The sequence below is a fragment of the Paraburkholderia azotifigens genome, from assembly GCF_007995085.1.
GTDB classification, from domain to species: Bacteria; Pseudomonadota; Gammaproteobacteria; order Burkholderiales; family Burkholderiaceae; genus Paraburkholderia; species Paraburkholderia azotifigens.
The window spans coordinates 729,592-752,981 of sequence record NZ_VOQS01000003.1 but is presented as its reverse complement, the minus strand read 5'-3'; the positions used below and the strand labels follow the sequence as shown (position 1 = coordinate 752,981).

At 61.2% G+C, this 23,390-nt stretch carries 15 protein-coding genes, 2 tRNA genes and 3 rRNA genes; 14 read left to right on the top strand and 6 right to left on the bottom strand.

Annotated elements, in window-relative coordinates; genetic code table 11:
- Positions 1 to 10 precede the first annotated feature (10 nt).
- Positions 11 to 958, top strand: a complete 948-nt coding sequence (locus FRZ40_RS20600; protein WP_240057245.1) for a helix-turn-helix transcriptional regulator — start codon at positions 11 to 13, stop codon at positions 956 to 958.
- Positions 959 to 980: 22 nt separating this feature from the next.
- Here the strand turns inward: FRZ40_RS20600 and FRZ40_RS20595 are convergent, their stop codons facing one another.
- Complete coding sequence (locus tag FRZ40_RS20595) at positions 981 to 2,924, bottom strand: sigma-54-dependent Fis family transcriptional regulator (RefSeq protein WP_147235411.1); 1,944 nt, start codon at positions 2,922 to 2,924, stop codon at positions 981 to 983.
- 432 nt (positions 2,925 to 3,356) lie between these two features.
- On the opposite strand from FRZ40_RS20595, the gene FRZ40_RS20590 reads away from it, so the two are divergent.
- The 5 genes from FRZ40_RS20590 to lipA all read left to right on the top strand — a co-directional run bounded on the left by FRZ40_RS20590 (position 3,357) and on the right by lipA (position 8,693).
- Positions 3,357 to 4,454: an ATP-NAD kinase family protein gene (locus FRZ40_RS20590; protein WP_147235410.1), complete on the top strand. Its 1,098-nt coding sequence runs from the start codon at positions 3,357 to 3,359 to the stop codon at positions 4,452 to 4,454.
- Positions 4,455 to 4,530: 76 nt separating this feature from the next.
- Positions 4,531 to 5,514: a thiamine pyrophosphate-dependent dehydrogenase E1 component subunit alpha gene (locus tag FRZ40_RS20585; RefSeq protein WP_147235409.1), complete on the top strand. Its 984-nt coding sequence runs from the start codon at positions 4,531 to 4,533 to the stop codon at positions 5,512 to 5,514.
- 38 nt (positions 5,515 to 5,552) lie between these two features.
- Entirely contained in the window at positions 5,553 to 6,557 is a 1,005-nt protein-coding gene (locus tag FRZ40_RS20580; RefSeq protein WP_147235408.1) for an alpha-ketoacid dehydrogenase subunit beta, read from the top strand.
- 37 nt (positions 6,558 to 6,594) lie between these two features.
- Positions 6,595 to 7,707 (top strand): acetoin dehydrogenase dihydrolipoyllysine-residue acetyltransferase subunit, encoded by a 1,113-nt coding sequence (locus tag FRZ40_RS20575; RefSeq protein ID WP_147235407.1) that lies wholly within the window; start codon positions 6,595 to 6,597, stop codon positions 7,705 to 7,707.
- Between the two features lie 2 nt (positions 7,708 to 7,709).
- Complete coding sequence (lipA, locus tag FRZ40_RS20570; protein WP_147235406.1) at positions 7,710 to 8,693, top strand: lipoyl synthase; 984 nt, start codon at positions 7,710 to 7,712, stop codon at positions 8,691 to 8,693.
- Between the two features lie 87 nt (positions 8,694 to 8,780).
- Here the strand turns inward: lipA and FRZ40_RS20565 are convergent, their stop codons facing one another.
- Both FRZ40_RS20565 and FRZ40_RS20560 read right to left on the bottom strand, forming a co-directional pair.
- Positions 8,781 to 10,223 carry a cytochrome-c peroxidase gene (locus tag FRZ40_RS20565; protein WP_147235405.1) on the bottom strand — a complete coding sequence of 481 codons (1,443 nt, stop codon included), beginning with the start codon at positions 10,221 to 10,223 and terminating at the stop codon, positions 8,781 to 8,783.
- Between the two features lie 155 nt (positions 10,224 to 10,378).
- Entirely contained in the window at positions 10,379 to 12,214 is a 1,836-nt protein-coding gene (locus FRZ40_RS20560; RefSeq protein WP_147235404.1) for a phospholipase C, read from the bottom strand.
- Positions 12,215 to 12,626: 412 nt separating this feature from the next.
- On the opposite strand from FRZ40_RS20560, the gene FRZ40_RS20555 reads away from it, so the two are divergent.
- The 6 genes from FRZ40_RS20555 to rrf all read left to right on the top strand — a co-directional run bounded on the left by FRZ40_RS20555 (position 12,627) and on the right by rrf (position 18,855).
- On the top strand, positions 12,627 to 13,010 hold the full coding sequence (locus FRZ40_RS20555; RefSeq protein WP_028370346.1) for a hypothetical protein: 384 nt from the start codon (positions 12,627 to 12,629) through the stop codon (positions 13,008 to 13,010).
- A gap of 541 nt (positions 13,011 to 13,551) precedes the next feature.
- Positions 13,552 to 15,081, top strand: a 16S ribosomal RNA gene (locus FRZ40_RS20550).
- Positions 15,082 to 15,145: 64 nt separating this feature from the next.
- Positions 15,146 to 15,222 (top strand) — tRNA-Ile (locus FRZ40_RS20545).
- Between the two features lie 62 nt (positions 15,223 to 15,284).
- Positions 15,285 to 15,360 (top strand) — tRNA-Ala (locus tag FRZ40_RS20540).
- A 302-nt stretch (positions 15,361 to 15,662) separates the two neighbouring features.
- A 23S ribosomal RNA gene (locus FRZ40_RS20535) occupies positions 15,663 to 18,543 on the top strand.
- A gap of 198 nt (positions 18,544 to 18,741) precedes the next feature.
- Positions 18,742 to 18,855 (top strand): 5S ribosomal RNA (gene rrf, locus FRZ40_RS20530).
- Together the 16S, 23S and 5S rRNA genes with 2 tRNA genes alongside form the textbook arrangement of a ribosomal RNA operon.
- 97 nt (positions 18,856 to 18,952) lie before the next feature.
- On the opposite strand, the gene FRZ40_RS20525 is transcribed toward rrf, so the two are convergent.
- From FRZ40_RS20525 to FRZ40_RS20515, 3 genes are all read right to left on the bottom strand, one after another.
- Positions 18,953 to 19,609, bottom strand: coding sequence for an O-methyltransferase (locus FRZ40_RS20525; RefSeq protein ID WP_420873893.1), 657 nt, complete (start codon positions 19,607 to 19,609; stop codon positions 18,953 to 18,955).
- Positions 19,610 to 19,711: 102 nt separating this feature from the next.
- Complete coding sequence (locus FRZ40_RS20520; RefSeq protein ID WP_028366077.1) at positions 19,712 to 20,008, bottom strand: hypothetical protein; 297 nt, start codon at positions 20,006 to 20,008, stop codon at positions 19,712 to 19,714.
- A 12-nt stretch (positions 20,009 to 20,020) separates the two neighbouring features.
- A complete protein-coding gene (locus FRZ40_RS20515; protein ID WP_147235402.1) occupies positions 20,021 to 20,605 on the bottom strand; it encodes an RNA polymerase sigma factor in 585 nt (194 codons plus the stop codon).
- Between the two features lie 195 nt (positions 20,606 to 20,800).
- Between FRZ40_RS20515 and FRZ40_RS20510 the strand changes: the two genes are divergently transcribed.
- Together FRZ40_RS20510 and FRZ40_RS20505 are read left to right on the top strand one after the other, a co-directional pair.
- Complete coding sequence (locus FRZ40_RS20510; RefSeq protein ID WP_147235401.1) at positions 20,801 to 22,426, top strand: class I adenylate-forming enzyme family protein; 1,626 nt, start codon at positions 20,801 to 20,803, stop codon at positions 22,424 to 22,426.
- A 142-nt stretch (positions 22,427 to 22,568) separates the two neighbouring features.
- Positions 22,569 to 23,342 carry an ABC transporter substrate-binding protein gene (locus tag FRZ40_RS20505; RefSeq protein WP_147235400.1) on the top strand — a complete coding sequence of 258 codons (774 nt, stop codon included), beginning with the start codon at positions 22,569 to 22,571 and terminating at the stop codon, positions 23,340 to 23,342.
- The last annotated feature ends 48 nt before the right edge of the window (positions 23,343 to 23,390 follow it).

Sequence of the window (23,390 nt, the reverse complement as noted above, 5' to 3'; positions counted from 1 at the left end):
GCTCGTTTCGATGCTCTTGATGCTGCAGGTCAAAGGACGCGTGACCGCGCAGGCGCTCGCCGACGAGTTCGACGTGTCGATCCGCACGGTCTATCGCGACATCGACCAGTTGAGCGCAGCGGGCGTGCCCGTGTATGCGGACCGCGGGCCGGGTGGCGGCTTTGCGCTGCTCGACGGCTATCGCGCGAAGCTGACGGGCATCACGAAAGCGGAAGCCGAAACGCTGTCCATCGCCGGGCTCACGGGCGCGGCGTCCGATCTCGGTCTGTCCGAACAGCTGCGTGCGGCGCAGTTGAAGCTCGTCACGGCGCTGCCCGATGCCGCGCCCGACACGTCGCGCATCGGTTCGCGGGTGCATATCGATCCCGTCGGCTGGTATCAGCGGCCAACGCCCACGCCGTGGCTGACGATGCTCGCGGGCGCGGTGTGGGAACAGAAGCGCGTCTCAATGCAATACCGCACATGGAACGGCGGCGACGACAGCGAAGGCGTGCGCGTACGCGATCCGCTCGGGCTCGTGCTGAAAGGCGGCGAATGGTATCTGGTCACGCGCGTGCGGACGCAGTTGCGCACGTATCGCGTGTCGAGCATCGTGCAATTGAGCGTGCATGACGAAACGTTCGAACGTCCTGACGGTTTCGATCTGCGCGAGGAATGGACGGCGGCCGTCGCGTCGTTCGAGAAGAGCCTGCTCAGGCATACGGCGCGCCTGCGGCTGTCGCCGGAAGGCATGACGCGTCTGCACCGGCTCGGCGCGGCAGCCGTCGAACAGGCGCAGATCGCGCCGCCTTCGGAACAGGACGGCTGGCAGGAAGTGACCGTGCCCGTCGAACAGTTCGGTTATGCCGCCGAGCAGTTGCTCGGCTTTGCAGGGCATGTCGAAGTGCTCGAGCCGCCGGAATTGCGCGAGCGGCTGTGCGAACTCGGAAAACGGATTGCGGCGTTGAACGCGGGTTAGGCGCGCCCGGGCAAAAAACGCATCAACTCCGATGCGGCCCGACGATCCCCAGCTTCGCAATCCGCCGATACAACGTCGCACGCGACATGCCGAGCGCTTCGGCCGCCGCATTCGGCCGCCAGTGATGCCGCGTGAGCGCATCGACGATCCGCGCGCGTTCGTCGTCGTCGTTGCCCGCGAGCGCAGGCCGTGAGGCCGCTTCATCAGGCGCGAGCAACGCAGCCACATCGGGCGATACGTGCCGCAACTCGACGCGAGTCGCATCGCACACCGCGCATGCATAGCGCAGTACGTTGCGCAGTTGCCGGATATTGCCGGGCCACGCGAAACGCGACAGCCGTTCGGCGAGACGCATATCCAAAGTGAGCACATGTCCCGCGCTTTGCGCTTCCTCGTCGAACACGGCATGCACGACGTCGAGAATATCGGCGCGTTCGCGCAGCGGCGGCATATGCAGCGTCGCGCCGCTCAAGCGGTAATACAGATCTTCGCGGAACGTGCCGTCTTCGACCATGCGGGCGAGATCGCGGTGCGTCGCGCAGATCACGTCGATATCCACGCGCACGGGCGCATCGCCGCCTAGTGGCAGCACTTCGCCTTCGGCCAGCACGCGCAACAGACGCGTTTGCAGATTGAGCGGCATATCGCCGATCTCATCGAGGAACAGCGTGCCGCCGTTCGCCTGTGCAATCTTGCCGCGCGCGCCGCGGCTGCGCGCGCCCGTGAACGCGCCGGGCGCGTAGCCGAACAGTTCGCTTTCGATCAGCGAATCGGGAATCGCGCCGCAATTCACCGCGACGAACGGCTTCGCGCGCCGCGCGCCCGATGCATGCAGCGCCTGCGCGAACACTTCCTTGCCGACGCCCGTTTCGCCGAGAATCAGAATAGGCAGATGCTTGCCCGCGATGCGCAACGCGACGTCCGCATTGCGCGCGATACGCGAGTCGCGGCTGTGCAGGAAGCGGCTGATGGCGTCGAGGTTCGTATCGGCGTGTGCATCGTGAACTGCATTGGGAGAGGACACCACGGAAGCAACCCGCGACGCGCGCTTCAACGGCGCGCGAATGCGCGCATACAACACAGCGCCCGTCGCGCGCAGACGCAGCGGCACGATCGTGTCGCTGCGCGCGACGTCGTGCAGATGCACCGCCGACGTATCGAAGATCTCATCGACGTGACGCGGCCCGCACAGGCCGGCGATGCATTCCTGCGCCTTGCGATTCGACGCGGCGATGTTGCCGCACTCGTCGAACGCGATCAGCACTTCCGGTTGCGCTTCGACGAAGTTGCGGCTGGAGTGGCCGAAGATCATCCAGTGCTGCGCAGTCTGATTGAGGAAGTAGCCGTCCTCGATCAATGCCGCGCTCTGGCGCACCAGTTGAAACACGAGCCGCTGGCTGTCGCGGTTGTCGGGCGACTGCACGGCGGATGCATCGAGCACGCCGATCAGTTCGCCCGTCGGTGCGAAGATGGGCGACGCGCTGCACGTGAGCGTCGTAAACGCCGCGCGAAAGTGATCGGTCTTGTGCACGGTGATGGGCGCGAGGTCCGTCAGCACGCTCGCGATGCCGCATGTGCCTTCTTCGCGCTCGGACCAGCACGAGCCGATATAGAGACCCGCGTGCTTGAAATCGCCGCGCCGCTCGCGGTCGATCCGGTAATCGATCGTGACGCCATGTGCGTCGGTGAGCATCACGCAGTAGTCGGCCATGCGGATCATGTCGTGCAGCCGCGCGAGGCACTGGCCCGACGCGCGCAGGAACGCCTCTTCCTTGCCCTGCACGTCGCGCAGCTCGGCCGACGTCAACACGCGCGGCCCGATCACCGAACCGGGATCGAGCCGGTATTGCTCATACGAACGCTGCCACGACGACACGAGGCGCGACGAATTGGCGGGCGCGGGCAGGCGTCCTTCGATGGCGCCGCGCACGCGGTCGATATGCTGCGTTTGAGAGACGTAGGGCATGGCGGGCTCCCGTCGTTAACGGTCGATTGAACGCGCTGGTCTCTGCGATCGGACCTTCTTGTAGCACATCCCGTCAGCGCAATCACATTGCGTTGCAGCACGCGAGATGCTTGAGACGATCGTCTCAGGCATGTGTGAGACAGCGGTGAGACGTGCATCGTTCGATTGCGCGGGGCACCTGGCCCGCGTCGCAGCGTTGCCCGTGCGGCGCGCGACGCGAAGTGAGTCATGTGCGCTGCGTCATGCGACGGCACGTGCCATTGCAGCCGTGCGTCGCGGCCGCCTCGAACCCTTTGCGCATAAGGCGTTTCGCGCTTTGCGCACGACCGACGAAAGATTGGCATGGCTGTTGCAGTAATGCTTGCCACACGAAGTGGCCTTGCATACGACACGCAAGCCGCTATCGACACACACATATCGGAGACAACCTCAGTGCCATCGCCTATCACCGTCGGCGTGATCGCGAACCCTGCGTCGGGGCGCGACATTCGCCGTCTTACGACGCATGCGTCCGTGTTCCCGACGGCCGAAAAGGCCAACATGGTCGTGCGTCTGATCGCGGGCCTCGGCGCGCTGGGCGTCGATCGCGTGCTGACATTGCGCGATCGCACGGGCGTCGCTTCGCTGCTGCTGCGCGCGCTCGACACGCATGCCGCGACGGGCGCGGCGGAGCGCTGGCCCGAAGTCGAATTCGTCGATCTGCCCATCACCGATTCCGTCGCCGACACCCATACGGGCACGGCTCACATGGTGCGTGAAGGCGTCGAACTGATTGCCGTGCTCGGCGGCGACGGCACGCATCGCGCGGTGGCCGCGCATTGCGGCGGCGTGCCGTTGCTGACGCTGTCCACAGGCACCAACAACGCGTTTCCCGACATGCGCGAGGCCACCGTCGCGGGCATGGCGGGCGCACTGGTGGCGTCGGGCGTCGTGCCGCCCGACGTCGCGCTGACGCGCAACAAGCGGCTCGTCGTGCGCTGCGTCGCGGGCCCGAATCGCGGACGCGAAGAGATCGCGCTCGTCGATGTCTGCGTGAGCCGTCAGCGCTTCGTCGGCGCGCGAGCCGTGTCGGAGCCGTCGGATATCGAGTCGCTCTTTCTCACGTTCGCTGCACCGGACGGCATCGGCCTGTCGTCGATAGGCGGCGCGTGGGCGCCTGTCGAGCGCACGGCGCCGCATGGTTTGCATCTGACCTTCGCGCAGCGCGACGAACACGGCTTCATGAACGACGACGGTGTGCCGATTTACGCGCCGATCGCGCCCGGCCGCATCGATCAGGTGACGATGCGCACCTGCGAGCGTTTCGAGGTCGGCGACTGGCTGCCCATCGACGCGCGGCGGGGCACGCTCGCATTCGACGGCGAACGCGAAATCGAAATCGAGCGCGACGACCGTTACGAAATATCGCTCGACTGGAGCGGCCCGTTGACGGTCGACGTGAGCCGCACGCTGCGTTTCTCCGCATCGCGCCAGTTGATGCGCGAGATGGCGGCTGCGTCGCGAAGCCACGTGCAAGTGCAAGAGAAATAGAGGGAGTTCTTTCAATCAGTCGGAGACCACTCCGCATCCGTTGCAGTCAGGATCGACTTCATCAAGGAGACACACCATGTCTGTTTCGAGTCAGTTGAGCAGGGAGAAACTGCTGGACGCGTACCGCATGATGCGCACCATTCGCGAGTTCGAAGAGCGTTTGCACGTCGAGTTCGCGACGGGCGATATACCGGGCTTCGTGCATCTGTACGCAGGCGAGGAAGCGTCGGCCGTCGGCACGATGCTGCATCTGAACGACAAGGACTATGTGGCGACCACGCACCGCGGCCACGGTCATTGCATCGCGAAGGGCGTCGACGTGCACGGCATGATGGCCGAGATCTACGGCAGGCAGACGGGCGTGTGCAAAGGCAAGGGCGGCTCGATGCACATCGCCGACCTGTCGAAGGGCATGCTCGGCGCGAACGGCATCGTCGGCGCAGGCGGTCCGCTCGTGTGCGGCGCGGCGCTCGCGGCGAAGCTGAAAAAAACGGGCGGCGTGGGCGTGTGCTTCTTCGGCGACGGCGCATCGAACCAGGGCGTGATCTTCGAATCGATGAATCTCGCCAGCGTGTGGCGCCTCCCCGCGATCTTCGTCGCGGAGAACAACGGCTATGCGGAAGCGACGTCGTCGACGTGGTCGGTGTCCTCCGACAACATCGCGGACCGCGCGAGCGGCTTCGGCATGCCGGGCGTGATCGTCGACGGTTTCGATTTTTTCGCGGTGCACGAAGCGTTAGGTGAAGCGATCGAGCGCGCGCGCGGGGGCGGCGGGCCGACGCTGATCGAAGTGAAGCTGTCGCGTTACTTTGGCCATTTCGAAGGCGATGCGCAGACGTATCGCGCGCCGGGCGAAGTGCAGAAGCTGCGTGACGAGAAGGACTGCCTGAAGCGTTTCGAAGAGCGCGTGGTGCGCGCGGAGATGCTGAACACCGACGATCTGCGCAAGATCGATTCCGACGTGAAGGCACTCATCGACGATTCCGTGCTGAAAGCGAAAGCTGCGCCGCTGCCGACGGAAGCCGATCTGCTGACCGACGTGTACGTGTCGTATCCGTAATCGAACGCGATTGTTTTCAGGCAAACAAGGAGACAGACATGGCACGCAAGATCACATTTTCTCAGGCGATCAACGAAGCACTGAGTCAGGAAATGGCGCGCGACGAGAGCGTCATCGTGATGGGCGAAGACAACGCGGGCGGCGCGGGCGCGCCGGGCGAACAGGACGCATGGGGCGGCGTGCTCGGCGTCACGAAAGGGCTTTTTCACAAGTATCCGGGACGCGTGCTCGACACGCCGATCTCGGAGGGCGGCTTCATCGGCGCAGCCGTGGGTGCGGCGGCGGCAGGCATGCGTCCCGTCGCGGAACTGATGTTCATCGACTTCATGGGCGTGTGCTTCGATCAGATCTTCAATCAGGCCGCCAAATTCCGCTATATGTTCGGCGGCAATGCGGTGACGCCCGTCGTCATCCGCACGATGCAGGGCGCGGGTTTGCGCGCGGCTGCGCAGCACTCGCAGATGCTGACGTCGCTGTTCACGCACGTGCCGGGACTGAAGGTGGTGTGCCCGTCGACGCCTTATGACGCGAAGGGCTTGATGATTCAGGCGATCCGCGAAAACGACCCGGTGATTTTCTGCGAGCACAAGCTGCTGTACACGCGCGAAGGCGACGTGCCCGAAGAGCTGTACGCGATTCCGTTCGGCGAAGCGAACGTGGTGCGCGATGGCGACGACGCGACCATCGTCACATATGGACGCATGGTGCACTACGCGACGGACGCCGCCGACCGGCTCGCCAAGGAAGGCATCAAGGCGGAAGTGATCGATCTGCGCACCACGTCACCGCTCGACGAAGACACGATCCTGGAAAGCGTCGAACGCACGGGCCGCATCGTCGTCGTGGACGAAGCGAATCCCCGCTGTTCGGTGGCGACGGATATTGCCGCACTGGTTGCGTCGAAGGCATTCCATTCGCTGAAGGCGCCCGTCGAGCTGGTGACCGCGCCCCATACGCCCACGCCGTTCGCGGGCGTGCTGGAGGATCTCTACATCCCTTCGGCGGACAAGATCGCCGCGGCCGTCAAGCAGACGCGACACTGACACCGCGTTATCACTGCATCAAGCGAGGAACCGAGCAATGTCGATTCACATGATCACAATGCCCAAGTGGGGCCTGTCGATGGAGCAGGGACAGGTGAATGGCTGGTTGAAGTCCGTCGGAGACAAGGTGGCGAAGGGCGATGAAGTGCTCGACGTCGAGAGCGACAAGATCGCGTCGGGTGTCGAGTGCGCGTTCAACGGCACGTTGCGCAGACAGGTTGCGCAGGAGGGCGACACGCTGCCCGTCGGCGCGTTGCTGGGTGTCGTCGCCGATACGGAAGAGGCCGACGCGGACATCGACGCCGCCGTCGAAGCGTTTCAACGCGACTTCGTGCCGCTCGCCGCGGATTCGGCCGATGCCGGGCCGCAGCCCGAGAAAGCGCAGATCGGCGGACGCACGATCCGCTTCCTGAAGATCGGCGAAGGCGGCACGCCTGCTGTGCTGATTCACGGCTTCGGCGGCGATCTGAACAACTGGCTGTTCAATCATGCGGACCTCGCCGCGCATCGCACGGTGTATGCGCTCGATTTGCTGGGGCATGGCGAATCGACGAAAGCCGTCGAGTCGGGCAGCGCCGACGAGCTCGCCGATAACGTGATCGCGTTTCTCGACGATCGCGGCATCGGGCAGGCGCATCTGGTCGGCCATTCGATGGGCAGTCTCGTCGCGATGACGGTGGCGGAGAAAACGCCGCAGCGTGTGGCGTCGCTTTCGCTGATCGCGGGCGCGGGGCTGGGCGACGAGATCAACCGCGAGTACATCGACGGATTCGTGTCGGGCAACAGCCGCAATACGCTGAAGCCGCATCTGACGAAACTGTTCGCCGACGGCTCGCTCGTCACGCGGCAACTCGTGGAGGATATCGTCAAGTACAAGCGGCTCGAAGGCGTGAGCGAGACGTTGCAGAAGATCGCGGCGTCGGCGTTCAAGGACGGCGCGCAGCAGCGCAGCTATCGCGATCGCGTCGACAGGCTGGCGCCGCGGACGCTGGTGATCTGGGGCGAGCTGGACCAGATCATTCCGTCGAGCCATGCGCAGGGTCTGCCCGGCGATATCCGCGTGCATGTGCTGCCAGGCAAGGGGCATATGGTGCAGATGGAGTCGGCCGCCGAGGTGAACCGCCTGCTCAACGATTTCCTGGGAGCGTGACGATGGACGCGGCGCCGCTCGCTTCTTCGAAAGACAGCGTCACTGCGCTCGGTCAGCACGGCTTGCGTTCGCGCGACAAGCTCGCGCGCATTCCCGTGAAGATCGTGCCGCTCGAGCGCGGCGACGCGCTGCCGAAACCGCCATGGCTGCGCGCGCGTCCGATGATGAGCGAGACGGTGGCGGGCATGGCGGCGATACTGCGCGAGCACAAGCTGCATTCGGTGTGCGAGGAAGCGATGTGCCCGAATATCGGCGAGTGCTTTGCACAGCGCACGGCGACCTTCATGATCATGGGCGGCATCTGCACGCGGCGTTGCGCGTTCTGCGACGTCGCGCATGGCAGGCCGCTGCCGCTCGACGATGAAGAGCCTTCCCGGCTCGCCGATGCCGTCGCCGCGTTGGGGTTGCGGTATGTGGTGATCACGTCGGTGGATCGCGACGATCTGCGCGATGGCGGCGCGGCGCATTTCGCGCGCTGCGTGGCGCTGTTGCGCGAGCGTGTGCCGGGAATACGTGTCGAAGTGTTGACGCCGGATTTTCGCGGGCGAGTGGACCGTGCGCTCGATGCGTTATCTGCCGCGTGGCCGGATGTGTTCAACCATAACGTCGAGACGGTGCCATCGCTGTATCGCGCCGCGCGTGCAGGGGCCGACTATTGGGGATCGCTGGCGTTGCTTCGGCAGGTGAAGCAGGGGAACGGTGCTGTCGTCACGAAGTCGGGGCTGATGGTCGGGCTTGGCGAAAGCGACGAAGAACTTCTGCGGACGATGCGCGATATTCGTGCGCATGAGGTCGATGTGCTGACGATCGGGCAGTATCTCGCGCCTTCGCGGTTTCATATGCCTGTCGCGCGGTACGTTTCGCCAGACGTCTTTGCTGCTTTCAGGAAGGAAGGGTTGGAGATGGGATTTCGGGAAGTCGTCGCCGGGCCGCTCGTGCGCTCTTCCTATCATGCGGATGAAACCCTGACGTCAGCCGCGCTTTAACTCTGTGCAACGCGGCTGGCGGCTTCACGGCACACGTGAAGCTCGCCAGCACGCATCATACGCAACAGAAGCAGACTGCTACTGCGCTTAAGGCTTGTATCCGTCCGTCAGCGTATTCATGAACGCGATGATGTCCTTGACCTCATCGTCGGTCATCGCAGGCTTGTCGCCGGGCTTGCGATCGAATGGCGCATCGGCGACGTCGATGTTTGCCACGTACTTCGCCGGAATGTCATCGTACTTTCGCGGCTTGCCCGCGGCATCGAGCGGATAGATCTTCTCCGGATTCGTGTTGCGCAGGTTATAGAAGTCCATCACGTGCTGCAGGTCGTGATACACGCCGTTGTGAAAGAACACATGGCGCGTCGCGACGTTGCGCAGCGTCGGCGTGAGGAACATGCCGCAATATTGCGTCAGCGAAGCCGCGTCAGTACGGAAGGGGCCGCATACGCCCATGTCGTAGAACTTCGGATCCTTGTTGACGGGCAGATCGCGGTTGCGCGGCACGCCGAGCGCTTCGTACTGCGTGTCGGTGAAGAGCGGCGGCAGATGGTCGGCCGTCGGCTTGCTCAGGTGGCAGTCGGCGCAGTTCGCCTTGTCCGGATCGTTGAAGAGGCGCAAGCCGCGCAGTTCCGCTTGCGTGAGACGCGCTTTGCCCTGCAGCCAGTAATCGTACTTGCTCGTGAAGCGATGGAACGACGGGTCTTCGAACTGGTAGCGTCCGACGGCGAACATCGCTTCATCGACGAGCAGGTCGGGCTGCTGGATGATGCGGTCGCCGAACAGCTGCTTGAACTGGTCGAGGTACTTCGCGTTCATCAGCTTGTGCACGACTTCATCCGTGCTCTTGTTGGCCATTTCAACGGGATTGAGCATCGGACCGATCGCCTGGTCCTGCAGCGTGCTGGCGCGGCCGTCCCAGAAGAGGCCGCCCTGCGGTACGAGCGCAGGCGCGGCAGGCGCGACGCCCGCCGACTTCGCCGCGCGTTGCGTGCCGCTTGCCGCCGACGCCAGCTGGTCGAGCGTGAGGGGGGCTGCATCCATGTCGTTCTGATCGGGGCCGATCGAGAACGGCGCCTGGCGATACAGGTACGCAAGCGACGGCGGCGGCCGGTAGCCGGCGTCCGTCATATGCGGACCGCCGAGCTGCACGGACAGATCGTTCGGCGGGCCATACGCATGCTCAGGGCTGTGGCACGACGCGCACGACTGCTTGCCCGACGCCGACAGCGACGGGTCGTTGAAAATCTGCTTGCCGAGCAGGGCGACGGCACTCAGCGGCTGGCTCGGCGGCACGTGCAGCGCGACCGGTTGCGGATTCGCGCCGGTGAAATCTTCGACGATGGTGCCGATCGCGAGCGGCATCCGCTCCGGGTAGATCGCGGCATAAGCGACGAAGGCGACGCAGCCGGCCGCGACGATGGCCGCTGTCCAGCCGAGCACGCGCAGCAGTTGGCGTTTGGCGCTGTTGCGGCGCGAGGCGCTGCCGGCAGGCATCGAGGGCGGCAATGCAGAGTTTGGAGAGCGCATGGCGATGATGGCAAGAAATAGTGCTGAAAAAACGCCGAGCCAGCACGTCGCCGTGCTGGCTCGACCCACTACGAGTTGTCTCGCGCCCTGCCGCCGGGTGCGTCGCGCGGCGTTACCTCGCGCGATGCGAGCGACAGACCAGGGTGCACGTTCCGTCAGTTCGTCGCCGGTGCGGCGGCGAGTTTCGTGCCGAGGTTCGGGTCCAGGAACAGCGTCGGGGTGCTACCCGTGCCGCTCAGATTCAGCATGTTGCGGATGTCGCCAGCCGTCGCATCGAACGAACCGCCGCTGAGACGCTTGCCGCCGAGCCAGTTGTCTTCGATGAACTTGACGACGGACGCCTGCGTAATCGGCGTGTGGTCGACGAAATTCACCTTTGCCCACGGCGAGATCATCAGGAACGGCGTACGCGTACCCGGACCGCAGCGGCCGTTGACTGCGCCGCCGTTGATGCCGAGCGGCTGCGTCGCGCCCGTGCCCGTGCACTGGCCCTGGCCCGAGAGCTGGTCGGCGCCCGTGAAGGTTGCCCCCGCGATCGTCGTGACGAGCGTCGTATCGAACGACGAACTCTTGATCGTCGGCACGGCGTGGTCGTACCAGCCGTCGGAGTCGTCGTAGGCGATCACGATCAGCGTGTTCTTCCAGTCAGGCTGCTGCTGCAGGAAGTTCGTGACCTTCACGACGAAAGCCTGCTCGTCGAGCGGGTTCGAGTTGCCCGGGTGGCCGTCGCCGATAGCGGGTGCCTTCAGGAAGCTGACCGACGGGAAGTTGCCCGCGCGCACAGCCGCGAAGAAGTCATCGCTGTCGTACTGGTGGTGAACGGGCGTCGCCGTGTTGTCGAGCGTCGGCTCCGTGAAGCCGACCATGGCAGTCGAAGTCGGACGCTGATGCGTCGGGTTCGCCGTCGACGGGTAATACTGGAACCACGCGTGGTGCTGGACATAGTCGATCGGCGCGCTGCCGAGCACGTCCGACCACGTTGAGCGCGTGCAGCCCGTGGAGCCGTTGGCGTTGACCGTCTGCAGGTTGAAGCCGCCCATGAAGCCGCCCCACGTGATATTCGCGGCATTCAGCAGATCGCCGATGTTCTTGCCGTTCATCATGCCCGTCGGGCCGCTCGTCGCGGTTTGCGCCGCGGCCGTGCAAACGTCGGTGGTCGGGTCGAGGTCGCCGATCAACGTGAAGCTGCCCTGGCCGTCAGGAATCGCGTTGGCGGTCGTCGTCACGGACGCGTTCTTCGGATTCGGCGTCAACGTCACGCCCTGATTCTGGCCCGAGATCACTGCGATTGCGCCCGGCGTCGACGGGCCGAACGTATCGGTCCACGCGTTGTCGTTCATCGAGAAGTTCTGCGCGAGATTCCAGTACGCGGTCACCGTGTTGCCATCGAAGTAGCCGAGCACCTGTGCCGACGAACCGAACTGGCCCGTGCTGCCCGCGATGATCGAGCTGGCCGACGTGAAGAGCGGGAACGCGTCCATCTTCAGGTTGTCGGCGGCGAGCTGTTCCGGTTGATAGGCGTGGTTCTGGCTCTTCGTGTTCGCCTGCGAGCGGTCGAGGCGGAACGGTTGTGCCGTCGTGGTAGTCAGCGCGGCGCCAAGCGTCGGCGGCGTGGTCGTCTGACCGTTGACCGTGGCGGAAACGATGTTCGGCGACGTCGCCTGCGCGTTGGGGTTGGCGGCGCCCGTCAGGCCGGCTGCCGCGAGCGTGGCGATGTCCGTCTGCGTGCCGGACGCGGCGCTGAACGACGGCTCGCCCGTCACGTTCTTCGCGCTCGGATACGTGGCGAAGTAGTGATCGAACGACACGTTCTCACCGAAGATCACGACAAGGTGCTTGATGGGCGTTGCCGTCTGCAATGCGTCTTGAGCGGATACCGTCGGGGCGGTCGACGTCGTCCTCGAACTGTTATGCGAATTGCTGCCGCATGCTGCGATTGTTAACAGCGCAGCAACAGATATCGCAGTGGGTAATATTGTTTTGTAAAACATTTTGTTGAGGGCTCCAGATTGCCGCTCAGCGCTCCAAGGCCGTTACGCGTGGAGTTGCTGGGTTCTTGTAGGTTGAATTGCAAGCTCACTGCTAGATGGGTGTAACGCAACGGGATTGAATCATTCTCATATTGCGTAACGGAGAAATATTCCTTACCGACTTATTACATACATATGCATTACGTTTGCTTTCGTTTTTGTTGCTGACGTGATGGTGCATAGCGCGGGTAGCAGAGCGCGATGAGCCCGTGCTCTAGCGATCCATTTCGCGATTCGTGCGGCGTGTGTGGCTTTTCTCTGTTCCGGATGGCATTGGACCAAGGTCCAATATCGGGCGGCGTGCGTGAGCGATATGCTTGGTTTGATGTATTGCTATTCGCTTCGTGTGCAGTTCGCGAAATGGAGGAACGTGATGCGCGTGCACCTCGCTCTTATCGTCTTGCCTATTCTGGCTGCAGGCTGCAATACACCGCCTATTCCTCCGGGCAAACCTATCGATATACCCACGGCACTGCAGCAGGTCATGGTCGGGCTGTGCAATTTCAAAAAGGAAGAGGCCGCGCGTCGTCACGACTGGGGCGCTTCTATCGAATCGATTACCGTCGAACTCGACTTGACCGTGGACGGTGCGAGAAATCCCCCTGTCGCGGTGGCACCCGATATTCAGTTCATCCCCACTGTCAGTTACGGACAGATCATCACGGCCAACAGGGGAAGCAGGCTCGCTGTCACGATCAAGAGTTCTGGCGGTGGTGGTTCATCGGGTGAGTGCGATATGTCTAGTACTCCGAAATAATCGTCATATGGTTTCATTGACCTGGCGATGAGTTGACTCGGAACTGATCGCTGTGCATTGCTGCGAGCATCAAACAGGCGGGTTTGCCGTGAGGAAGGTAGTAGGCGTCGTGTTGCCCGTGCCGTCCTTTGCACGGCCCCCTTGCCTGTCCGTCTCGCTTTCCTCGCGAAACACGTCTCGAGTGCAACGGGCGCTTTCGTCTGCGCAAATCACTGCCCAAAAAATATTTTCACTTTTCGCTTGACGGCCCCCTAGAGCTTCCGCATAATTCGGCCTCTCCAAACGACGGAGACGCAAGAAAGCAGCAGGAAACAGCAGCTTTTTAGCGAATGTTCTTTAAAAACTAACAGCCGATAAGTGTGGGTGCTCGATGGCGGCGCACGGCGATCTTCGGATTGCTGAGATAGCGAAAGTAATCGAGTCTCACACAGAAAGAAATTGAGGAAGGTTTGATGGAGCCGAGAGGCTCGGTCGAATCATCTGTCAGTGATTTTGAGTGAGCGACCGGGTTCGAAAGAGCCCGAACAACAGTAACAGGTTTGAACTGAAGAGTTTGATCCTGGCTCAGATTGAACGCTGGCGGCATGCCTTACACATGCAAGTCGGACGGCAGCACGGGGGCAACCCTGGTGGCGAGTGGCGAACGGGTGAGTAATACATCGGAACGTGTCCTGGAGTGGGGGATAGCCCGGCGAAAGCCGGATTAATACCGCATACGCTCTGTGGAGGAAAGCGGGGGATCTTCGGACCTCGCGCTCAAGGGGCGGCCGATGGCAGATTAGCTAGTTGGTGGGGTAAAGGCCTACCAAGGCGACGATCTGTAGCTGGTCTGAGAGGACGACCAGCCACACTGGGACTGAGACACGGCCCAGACTCCTACGGGAGGCAGCAGTGGGGAATTTTGGACAATGGGGGCAACCCTGATCCAGCAATGCCGCGTGTGTGAAGAAGGCCTTCGGGTTGTAAAGCACTTTTGTCCGGAAAGAAAACCATCGCCCTAATATGGTGGTGGGATGACGGTACCGGAAGAATAAGCACCGGCTAACTACGTGCCAGCAGCCGCGGTAATACGTAGGGTGCGAGCGTTAATCGGAATTACTGGGCGTAAAGCGTGCGCAGGCGGTTCGCTAAGACCGATGTGAAATCCCCGGGCTTAACCTGGGAACTGCATTGGTGACTGGCGGGCTAGAGTATGGCAGAGGGGGTAGAATTCCACGTGTAGCAGTGAAATGCGTAGAGATGTGGAGGAATACCGATGGCGAAGGCAGCCCCCTGGGCCAATACTGACGCTCATGCACGAAAGCGTGGGGAGCAAACAGGATTAGATACCCTGGTAGTCCACGCCCTAAACGATGTCAACTAGTTGTCGGGTCTTCATTGACTTGGTAACGTAGCTAACGCGTGAAGTTGACCGCCTGGGGAGTACGGTCGCAAGATTAAAACTCAAAGGAATTGACGGGGACCCGCACAAGCGGTGGATGATGTGGATTAATTCGATGCAACGCGAAAAACCTTACCTACCCTTGACATGTACGGAATCCTGCTGAGAGGTGGGAGTGCCCGAAAGGGAGCCGTAACACAGGTGCTGCATGGCTGTCGTCAGCTCGTGTCGTGAGATGTTGGGTTAAGTCCCGCAACGAGCGCAACCCTTGTCCCTAGTTGCTACGCAAGAGCACTCTAGGGAGACTGCCGGTGACAAACCGGAGGAAGGTGGGGATGACGTCAAGTCCTCATGGCCCTTATGGGTAGGGCTTCACACGTCATACAATGGTCGGAACAGAGGGTTGCCAAGCCGCGAGGTGGAGCCAATCCCAGAAAACCGATCGTAGTCCGGATCGCAGTCTGCAACTCGACTGCGTGAAGCTGGAATCGCTAGTAATCGCGGATCAGCATGCCGCGGTGAATACGTTCCCGGGTCTTGTACACACCGCCCGTCACACCATGGGAGTGGGTTTTACCAGAAGTGGCTAGTCTAACCGCAAGGAGGACGGTCACCACGGTAGGATTCATGACTGGGGTGAAGTCGTAACAAGGTAGCCGTATCGGAAGGTGCGGCTGGATCACCTCCTTTCCAGAGCTAGCGTTTCAAAGTTGAGCGCTCACACTTGTCGGCTGTTGTTTGAAGACAGGCTCAGGGGTCTGTAGCTCAGTCGGTTAGAGCACCGTCTTGATAAGGCGGGGGTCGATGGTTCGAATCCATCCAGACCCACCATTGCCTTGTCTGGTGTGGTTGGCTCGATCACTGGCTGGACGTCCTCTGTGCGCTGTATGACTGGGGGATTAGCTCAGCTGGGAGAGCACCTGCTTTGCAAGCAGGGGGTCGTCGGTTCGATCCCGTCATCCTCCACCAATTCCCAATGCACAGTGGTCTGCATGAAGCAGAAGACTTCGCATTGGCAATTGAGCCAGTCAGATGCGGTATTGCAGTTAGATATCGGCTGTCGTTCTTTAACAATCAGGAAGAAGTAGTAAAGAGATTCACGAAAGTGTACTTAGAGATGGGTACATGAGTAGGTGAATCAGGGTTGTGATTGTATCGATGTATTTTAAGGGTTGTCGAAAGACAGCCTTGGAATACGGCACAACGCGAATACTCAGCCTGTAGCGAGTGGTTCCCGGCGTGGTAACACGCAAGAGACACACCCGTTATAGGGTCAAGCGAACAAGTGCATGTGGTGGATGCCTTGGCGATCACAGGCGATGAAGGACGCGGTAGCCTGCGAAAAGCGGTGGGGAGCTGGCAAACGAGCTTTGATCCACCGATATCCGAATGGGGAAACCCGGCCCGTATGGGTCACCCGCAGCTGAATACATAGGCTGCGTGGAGCGAACGCGGTGAACTGAAACATCTAAGTAACCGCAGGAAAAGAAATCAACCGAGATTCCCAAAGTAGTGGCGAGCGAAATGGGACCAGCCTGTACTCTTTATTTGTGGTGTTAGCCAAACGCTCTGGAAAGTGCGGCCATAGTGGGTGATAGCCCCGTAGGCGAAAACATCATGAAAGAACTAGGTGTACGACAAGTAGGGCGGGACACGTGAAATCCTGTCTGAAGATGGGGGGACCATCCTCCAAGGCTAAATACTCGTGATCGACCGATAGTGAACCAGTACCGTGAGGGAAAGGCGAAAAGAACCCCGGGAGGGGAGTGAAACAGATCCTGAAACCGCATGCATACAAACAGTCGGAGCCTCGCAAGGGGTGACGGCGTACCTTTTGTATAATGGGTCAGCGACTTACATTCAGTGGCGAGCTTAACCGATTAGGGCAGGCGTAGCGAAAGCGAGTCCGAACAGGGCGATTCAGTCGCTGGGTGTAGACCCGAAACCAGGTGATCTATCCATGGCCAGGATGAAGGTGCGGTAACACGTACTGGAGGTCCGAACCCACTAACGTTGAAAAGTTAGGGGATGAGCTGTGGATAGGGGTGAAAGGCTAAACAAACCTGGAAATAGCTGGTTCTCTCCGAAAACTATTTAGGTAGTGCCTCGTGTATCACCTTCGGGGGTAGAGCACTGTCATGGTTGAAGGGTCCATTGCGGATTACTTCGCCATAGCAAACTCCGAATACCGAAGAGTGCAATCACGGGAGACAGACATCGGGTGCTAACGTCCGGTGTCAAGAGGGAAACAACCCAGACCGCCAGCTAAGGTCCCCAAATATGGCTAAGTGGGAAACGAAGTGGGAAGGCTAAAACAGTCAGGAGGTTGGCTTAGAAGCAGCCACCCTTTAAAGAAAGCGTAATAGCTCACTGATCGAGTCGTCCTGCGCGGAAGATGTAACGGGGCTAAGCCATATACCGAAGCTGCGGATGCGTGCTTTGCACGCATGGTAGGAGAGCGTTCCGTAAGCCTGCGAAGGTGCGTTGAAAAGCGTGCTGGAGGTATCGGAAGTGCGAATGCTGACATGAGTAGCGATAAAGGGGGTGAAAGGCCCCCTCGCCGTAAGCCCAAGGTTTCCTACGCAACGTTCATCGGCGTAGGGTGAGTCGGCCCCTAAGGCGAGGCAGAAATGCGTAGCTGATGGGAAGCAGGTCAATATTCCTGCACCAGTGTGAAATGCGATGGGGGACGGATCGCGGAAGGTTGTCCGGGTGTTGGAAGTCCCGGTCGCTGCGTTGGAGAAGGTGCTCTGGCAAATCCGGGCACGGGATTCAAGGGCGTGGCGCGAGCTTCTTCGGAAGCGAAGCAATCGGAAGGGGTTCCAGGAAAAGCCTCTAAGCTTCAGTTTCACATTGACCGTACCGCAAACCGACACAGGTGGGCGAGATGAGTATTCTAAGGCGCTTGAGAGAACTCGGGAGAAGGAACTCGGCAAATTGGTACCGTAACTTCGGGATAAGGTACGCCCCTGTAGCTTGACGCCCCTGCGGGCGAAGGGTGAAGGGGTTGCAATAAACTGGTGGCTGCGACTGTTTAATAAAAACACAGCACTCTGCAAACACGAAAGTGGACGTATAGGGTGTGACGCCTGCCCGGTGCCGGAAGATTAAATGATGGGGTGCAAGCTCTTGATTGAAGTCCCGGTAAACGGCGGCCGTAACTATAACGGTCCTAAGGTAGCGAAATTCCTTGTCGGGTAAGTTCCGACCTGCACGAATGGCGTAACGATGGCCACACTGTCTCCTCCCGAGACTCAGCGAAGTTGAAGTGTTTGTGATGATGCAATCTCCCCGCGGCTAGACGGAAAGACCCCATGAACCTTTACTGTAGCTTTGCATTGGACTTTGAACCGATCTGTGTAGGATAGGTGGGAGGCTATGAAGCGTGAACGCCAGTTTGCGTGGAGCCGTCCTTGAAATACCACCCTGGTTTGTTTGAGGTTCTAACCTTGGCCCGTGATCCGGGTCGGGGACAGTGCATGGTGGGCAGTTTGACTGGGGCGGTCTCCTCCCAAAGTGTAACGGAGGAGTACGAAGGTACGCTAGGTACGGTCGGAAATCGTGCTGATAGTGCAATGGCATAAGCGTGCTTAACTGCGAGACCGACAAGTCGAGCAGGTGCGAAAGCAGGTCATAGTGATCCGGTGGTTCTGTATGGAAGGGCCATCGCTCAACGGATAAAAGGTACTCTGGGGATAACAGGCTGATACCGCCCAAGAGTTCATATCGACGGCGGTGTTTGGCACCTCGATGTCGGCTCATCTCATCCTGGGGCTGTAGCCGGTCCCAAGGGTATGGCTGTTCGCCATTTAAAGAGGTACGTGAGCTGGGTTTAAAACGTCGTGAGACAGTTTGGTCCCTATCTGCCGTGGGCGCTGGATATTTGAAGGGGGCTGCTCCTAGTACGAGAGGACCGGAGTGGACGAACCTCTGGTGTACCGGTTGTCACGCCAGTGGCATCGCCGGGTAGCTATGTTCGGAAGAGATAACCGCTGAAAGCATCTAAGCGGGAAACTCGCCTTAAGATGAGATATCCCCGGGGCTTCGAGCCCCTTGAAGGGTCGTTCAAGACCAGGACGTTGATAGGTCAGGTGTGGAAGCGCAGTAATGCGTTAAGCTAACTGATACTAATTGCCCGTAAGGCTTGATCCTATAACAGGTGTGTTTCGTGTCGATGATCGTTAGTGCTTCAGCACTGACGGGCATCCCACCCCCGAAGGGGGCACGGAATGCAGGATGTTTGAGTGATCGATGTTGTGCCACAAACAACACACCCCGCTTTACACTTCTTCCAGATTGGCTGTGGCGCCAGGTTCACCCGAACCCGCCGCGACGCAGCAACCCGTCATGCCTGATGACCATAGCGAGTCGGTACCACCCCTTCCCATCCCGAACAGGACCGTGAAACGACTCCACGCCGATGATAGTGCGGATTGCCCGTGTGAAAGTAGGTAATCGTCAGGCTCCTTACCCAGTCCAAGACCCCGCCCTTAAAAGCGGGGTCTTGGCGTTTGTGCTTCACTATTTGTACCGGCACAAATTCCACTGTGCCGGAACCGCGTCAGGCAACGACAACCGTAAACTCAATCCCCGATTCAAAATTCAGCGTCGTGCTGGAGAAGCGCGGATTGCCGTCGAGATATTGCTTGTATGGCCGCACGGCATCCTCGGCCGTGTACATGTTGTCCGCGAGCACGATCGTTCCGGGCCGCAGCAGGTGTTCAATCCGCTTGAACAGATTCAGATACGTGTTGGCCCATACGTCGATAAACACCATGTCGAACGTACCGTCCAGTCTGGAAACGGTCTGGAACACGTCGCCTTCACGAAGATCGACATGGGTGTCCACACCCGCCGCCCGGACATGCGCGCGAAGCCGTGCGCACTTCTCAGTGTCCAGTTCCGTCGCGATGACCGTGCCGCTGCCCAAGGTTCGAAGCGCATCCGCGAAATAAAGCGTGGAGACGCCGCACGAACTGCCCAATTCGAGAATGCGAGAAGGCTTGTGCGACAGCACCATGTTGCGCAAGAACCGTCCGGTTTCCGCAGACACAGCCAACGACATGGCCGTGCCCTGCGAGGACTCGAAATCTTCCGTGGACAAGCCGAGCGTCTCGAGAAACCGTCCGCGCAGCCGCGGTGCGAGCGTGTCGTATTCGTCCGCAAGCGTCAGAAGCTCCTCGCTCGATCCATGAAACTGCGCGCGCACGCGGGCCATGACTTCCGTCTGGCTTTGTTCGTGTAGCCGCCGCAGCAGCACTGTGGCAGTAGACGTCACCCGTTCCTCCTGATCGTTGTTTCGAGACGTTGCATAAGCGTCTTACTCACCCGACCGCGTTCGCCACGCCGCCTGGAAGCGTTCGCGTTCTTCAGGCGTCATCGCCTCCCACTTGCGCCAGTGCCGCCGCGCGCGCCAGCCGCCGTGTCCACGGAATCCGCCAAACAGGATGCGGCTCAGAACCAGCAAGCCGAGTGCGTGCGCGAAATCGATCGCACGCGCACCGACGAATAGCGCCGGCATCACCCAGTTCCAGAGCGTCATGACGGCCCAGCCGAGCACGCCAATTCCGACCAGCACGAGCAGCACTTTCCCGACACATCGAATTCGAAATTTCATTCATTCACCTCTTCAAGTATCCAGTTCGTCATAAACGGCCTGCAACCTTGCGCGCAGATGCAAGACCGCATAGCGTTTGCGTGCGAGCAGCGTATTGACCGCGACGCCGCTTTCCGCGGCCATGTCCTTGAAGCTCCGCCCCTCGAGTTCGTGCGCGACGAATACATCGCGCTGATTCGTCGGCAACTCGTCGAGTGCTTCCTGCAATGCCTTGAGCAAAACAGCGCGGGCGTAGAGCGCCTCGGGTCCCGCATCGTGTGCGGGCAATGCAAGGTCGAGCCGATACTCGTCGTCAGCGCTGTCCTCATCCACGGACAGATCCGTCAACGGCTGTTCCTTCTTCTTCCGGTAACGGTCGACGATGCGATTGCGCGCAGCACGGAACAACCAGGCGCTCGCCTGTTCGATGGGAGCGGGCAGGCGATAGGCCTGCACGAATTCATGGAAGACATCCTGCAGGACGTCTTCTGCATCGTTGGGATCGCGGATGCGGCGCCTGATGAAATTGACGAGCCGGGAGCGTTCACGCACCACGGCTGCCGTGATGTCGTTGTCGCGATCGTCGTTCATCGTGTCCGAGGAGGGTGACGGTTCCATGAGGCTGAAGACGTTTCAGAAGCGCGAATATTGTGGTCGGCTTTAAAAATATTCCGTGTCCTGCAGACGGCCCACGCTATCTCGGCCGCACGGTGCCCTGGTAGCCGGATCGCGAACACTGGCCTGTAGACGACGCTCATTTTCCGCTCATTGAGCGCGAGCAGACTGCATGCATCTCTCGAAGGAGGTGCAGTCATGAAAACCCCTGAAACCGCTGTATTCCGCTCGTACGTCGATGTCCTGCTCGATCGGCTGGAACAGCACGCCGATCGCGCGATGCTGCGCTATCTCGACGGTGACGTCACGGGTCGCGCATTGCGCGCGTCGATCTATCGACACGCCCGCGCGCTTGCGATGCTCGGCATCAAACGCGGCTCGCTCGTGGCGCAGTTCGCGCCGAATTGTCCCGATGCGCTCGCCATTCGCTACGCGGCAAATCTGCTCGGTGCAGCGACGACGTTCCTGCCCGCGATTGCATCGGCGGAAACTCGCGCGGTGTATGTCGCCCGCATTCGACCGACGCTGCTGGTCGCGTTCGCGCAGACAGCGCATCTCGTGCCCGACGCAATCGACGCGCGTGTCGTCTATGTCGGCACCGGTGATCGTTCGCGCCTGGATCACCTCGCGCGCATGCAGCCCGATCTGCCCGTCGAAAGCGGCGCGCAGCCCGACGATCTCGCGGTGATCGTTGCCTCGGGCGGCTCGACTGGCGTGCCGAAAGCGAGCCGGCGCAGCTTCGCCGCGTACGCGACGCTGGTGAGCGCGCCGAGTCCCGCGGACCGTCGACAGCTCGTCAACGGCGCGCTGGCCTATCTGTCGCAAGTGCTCGTCGACAACACGCTTCTGGGCGGCGGCACGGTCGTGCTGAAGCCGCGCTACGATCCCGCCGACACGCTCGCAACGATCGAAGCCGAACGCATTACCGACCTGCTGCTCGTCGAACCGCAGCTGTTCGAAACAATGGATCATCGCGACGCTGGCCGGCGCGATCTGTCTTCGCTGCGCGCGATCGTGCATATGGGCGGATCGGCGCCCGCCATCTTGCGGCGTCGCGCAATCGCGCGCTTCGGCCCGGTGCTCACGCACATGTATGGCGCGAGCGAGGCGGGGCTCGTGAGCGTGCTGACGCCATCGGACTATCTGTCGGATCCTCGCACGCTTGAGAGTGCGGGCGGACGCATCCGGCCCGGCGTCGAAGTACGCATACGCCATGCAGACGGAAGGCTTGCGCGTGACGGAGAGCCGGGCGGTATCGAAGTGAAGTCGGCGGCCGTGGCGCAGGGCTATCGGCATCAGCCTTCAGAGGCCGCGCGCAAGTTTCGCGACGGATGGTGCGTGACGGGCGATGTGGGCTTCATCGACGCAAAGGGTTATCTGCAGGTGCTCGGCCGCGCGGCCGATGTCGCGGAAACCGATGGCGTCGTGATCGCTCCGGCGCAGATCGAGGCGCCGCTGTGCGCCTTGCCGCAGGTCCGCTACGCGGTCGCTATCGCGACGGGCGACAGCGCCTGCGGATTCGGATGGAACGTCGTGGCGACGCCGTGGCCGCGCCAACGGATCGATATCGAACAGTGCATGCGCGCGATCGAAGCGGCGTGCGGCGCGCAGGTCGCACGGGCAGTCCGGCTGATCGCCGCGCAGCGTGTGCCGCTCACCGAGCAGGGCAAGGTGGACGGCGCTGCAATCGGGCAGATGTGCGAGGCACGCCTGAACGCAACGGACAGCGCATCAAATACGGGAAATGCGCAGCCGGCTTCCGAGCGGCTCTACGGCGGCATCCGCACCGTGACACTCCCAGGACGGCAGCATCTCGTGCTTTAGAAAATCTAAATCATCCGGCACTGGCAGGCCACTATTCTTCGCTTTTTTGTGTTCCTATGCTTGACCCGTAATCGACGAACGGGCCGCGCATCCGTTCCTTTTCTAACCGTCGCCGTGGCGACGTACCCAGACGGGAATGCTCATGAAGAAGACGCTGGTTTGCCTCGCGCTATTGTGCGCAGCGCTGTCCTCCCACGCCAGGGAATTGACCGAACTTCGCTTCGGCGTCGATCCAACCTATGCGCCGTTCGAATCGAAGGCGCCGGACGGCAAGCTCGTCGGCTTCGAGATCGATCTCGGCAACGAAATCTGCCGGCGTCTGCACACGAAATGCGTGTGGGTCGAAACGGCGTTCGACGGCATCATTCCCGCTTTGCAGGGACGCAAGTTCGACGCGATTCTGTCCGCGATGTCAGTCACGCCGAAACGCGAGACCCAGGTCGCATTCTCGACACCGTTGTTCAACACGCCGAGCAGTCTGATCGGGCGAACAGGCGCGGCCATTCTGCCCGCTGTTGATTCTCTGAAGGGCAAGAACATCGGCGTTGCGCAAGGCTCGACCCAGGAAGCGTACGCGAAAGCGTACTGGGCGCCTGCGGGCGTCAACGTGGTCTCCTATGGCAATCAGGAACTGGTCTACACCGATCTGCGCGCGGGCCGGCTCGACGCGACCTTGACCGATATGATTTCCGGCAGCGAGGGTTTCTTGAAGACGCCGCAGGGCAAGGGCTATGGGTTTCTCGGCTCGCCCGTCAATGATCCGAAGACGCTCGGCAAAGGCGCGGCCATCGGTTTGCGCAAGGACGATGCCGAACTGCGCACGCTGATCAATCAGGCGATCGGTGAGATGATCAAGGACGGCACGTATCAGAAGATCGAGCGACGCTACTTCGATTTCGACGTGCTGAACGGCTGATCTCGCGAACCGCGCGTCGTCACATCATGTTGCCTCATCACGGAGAAC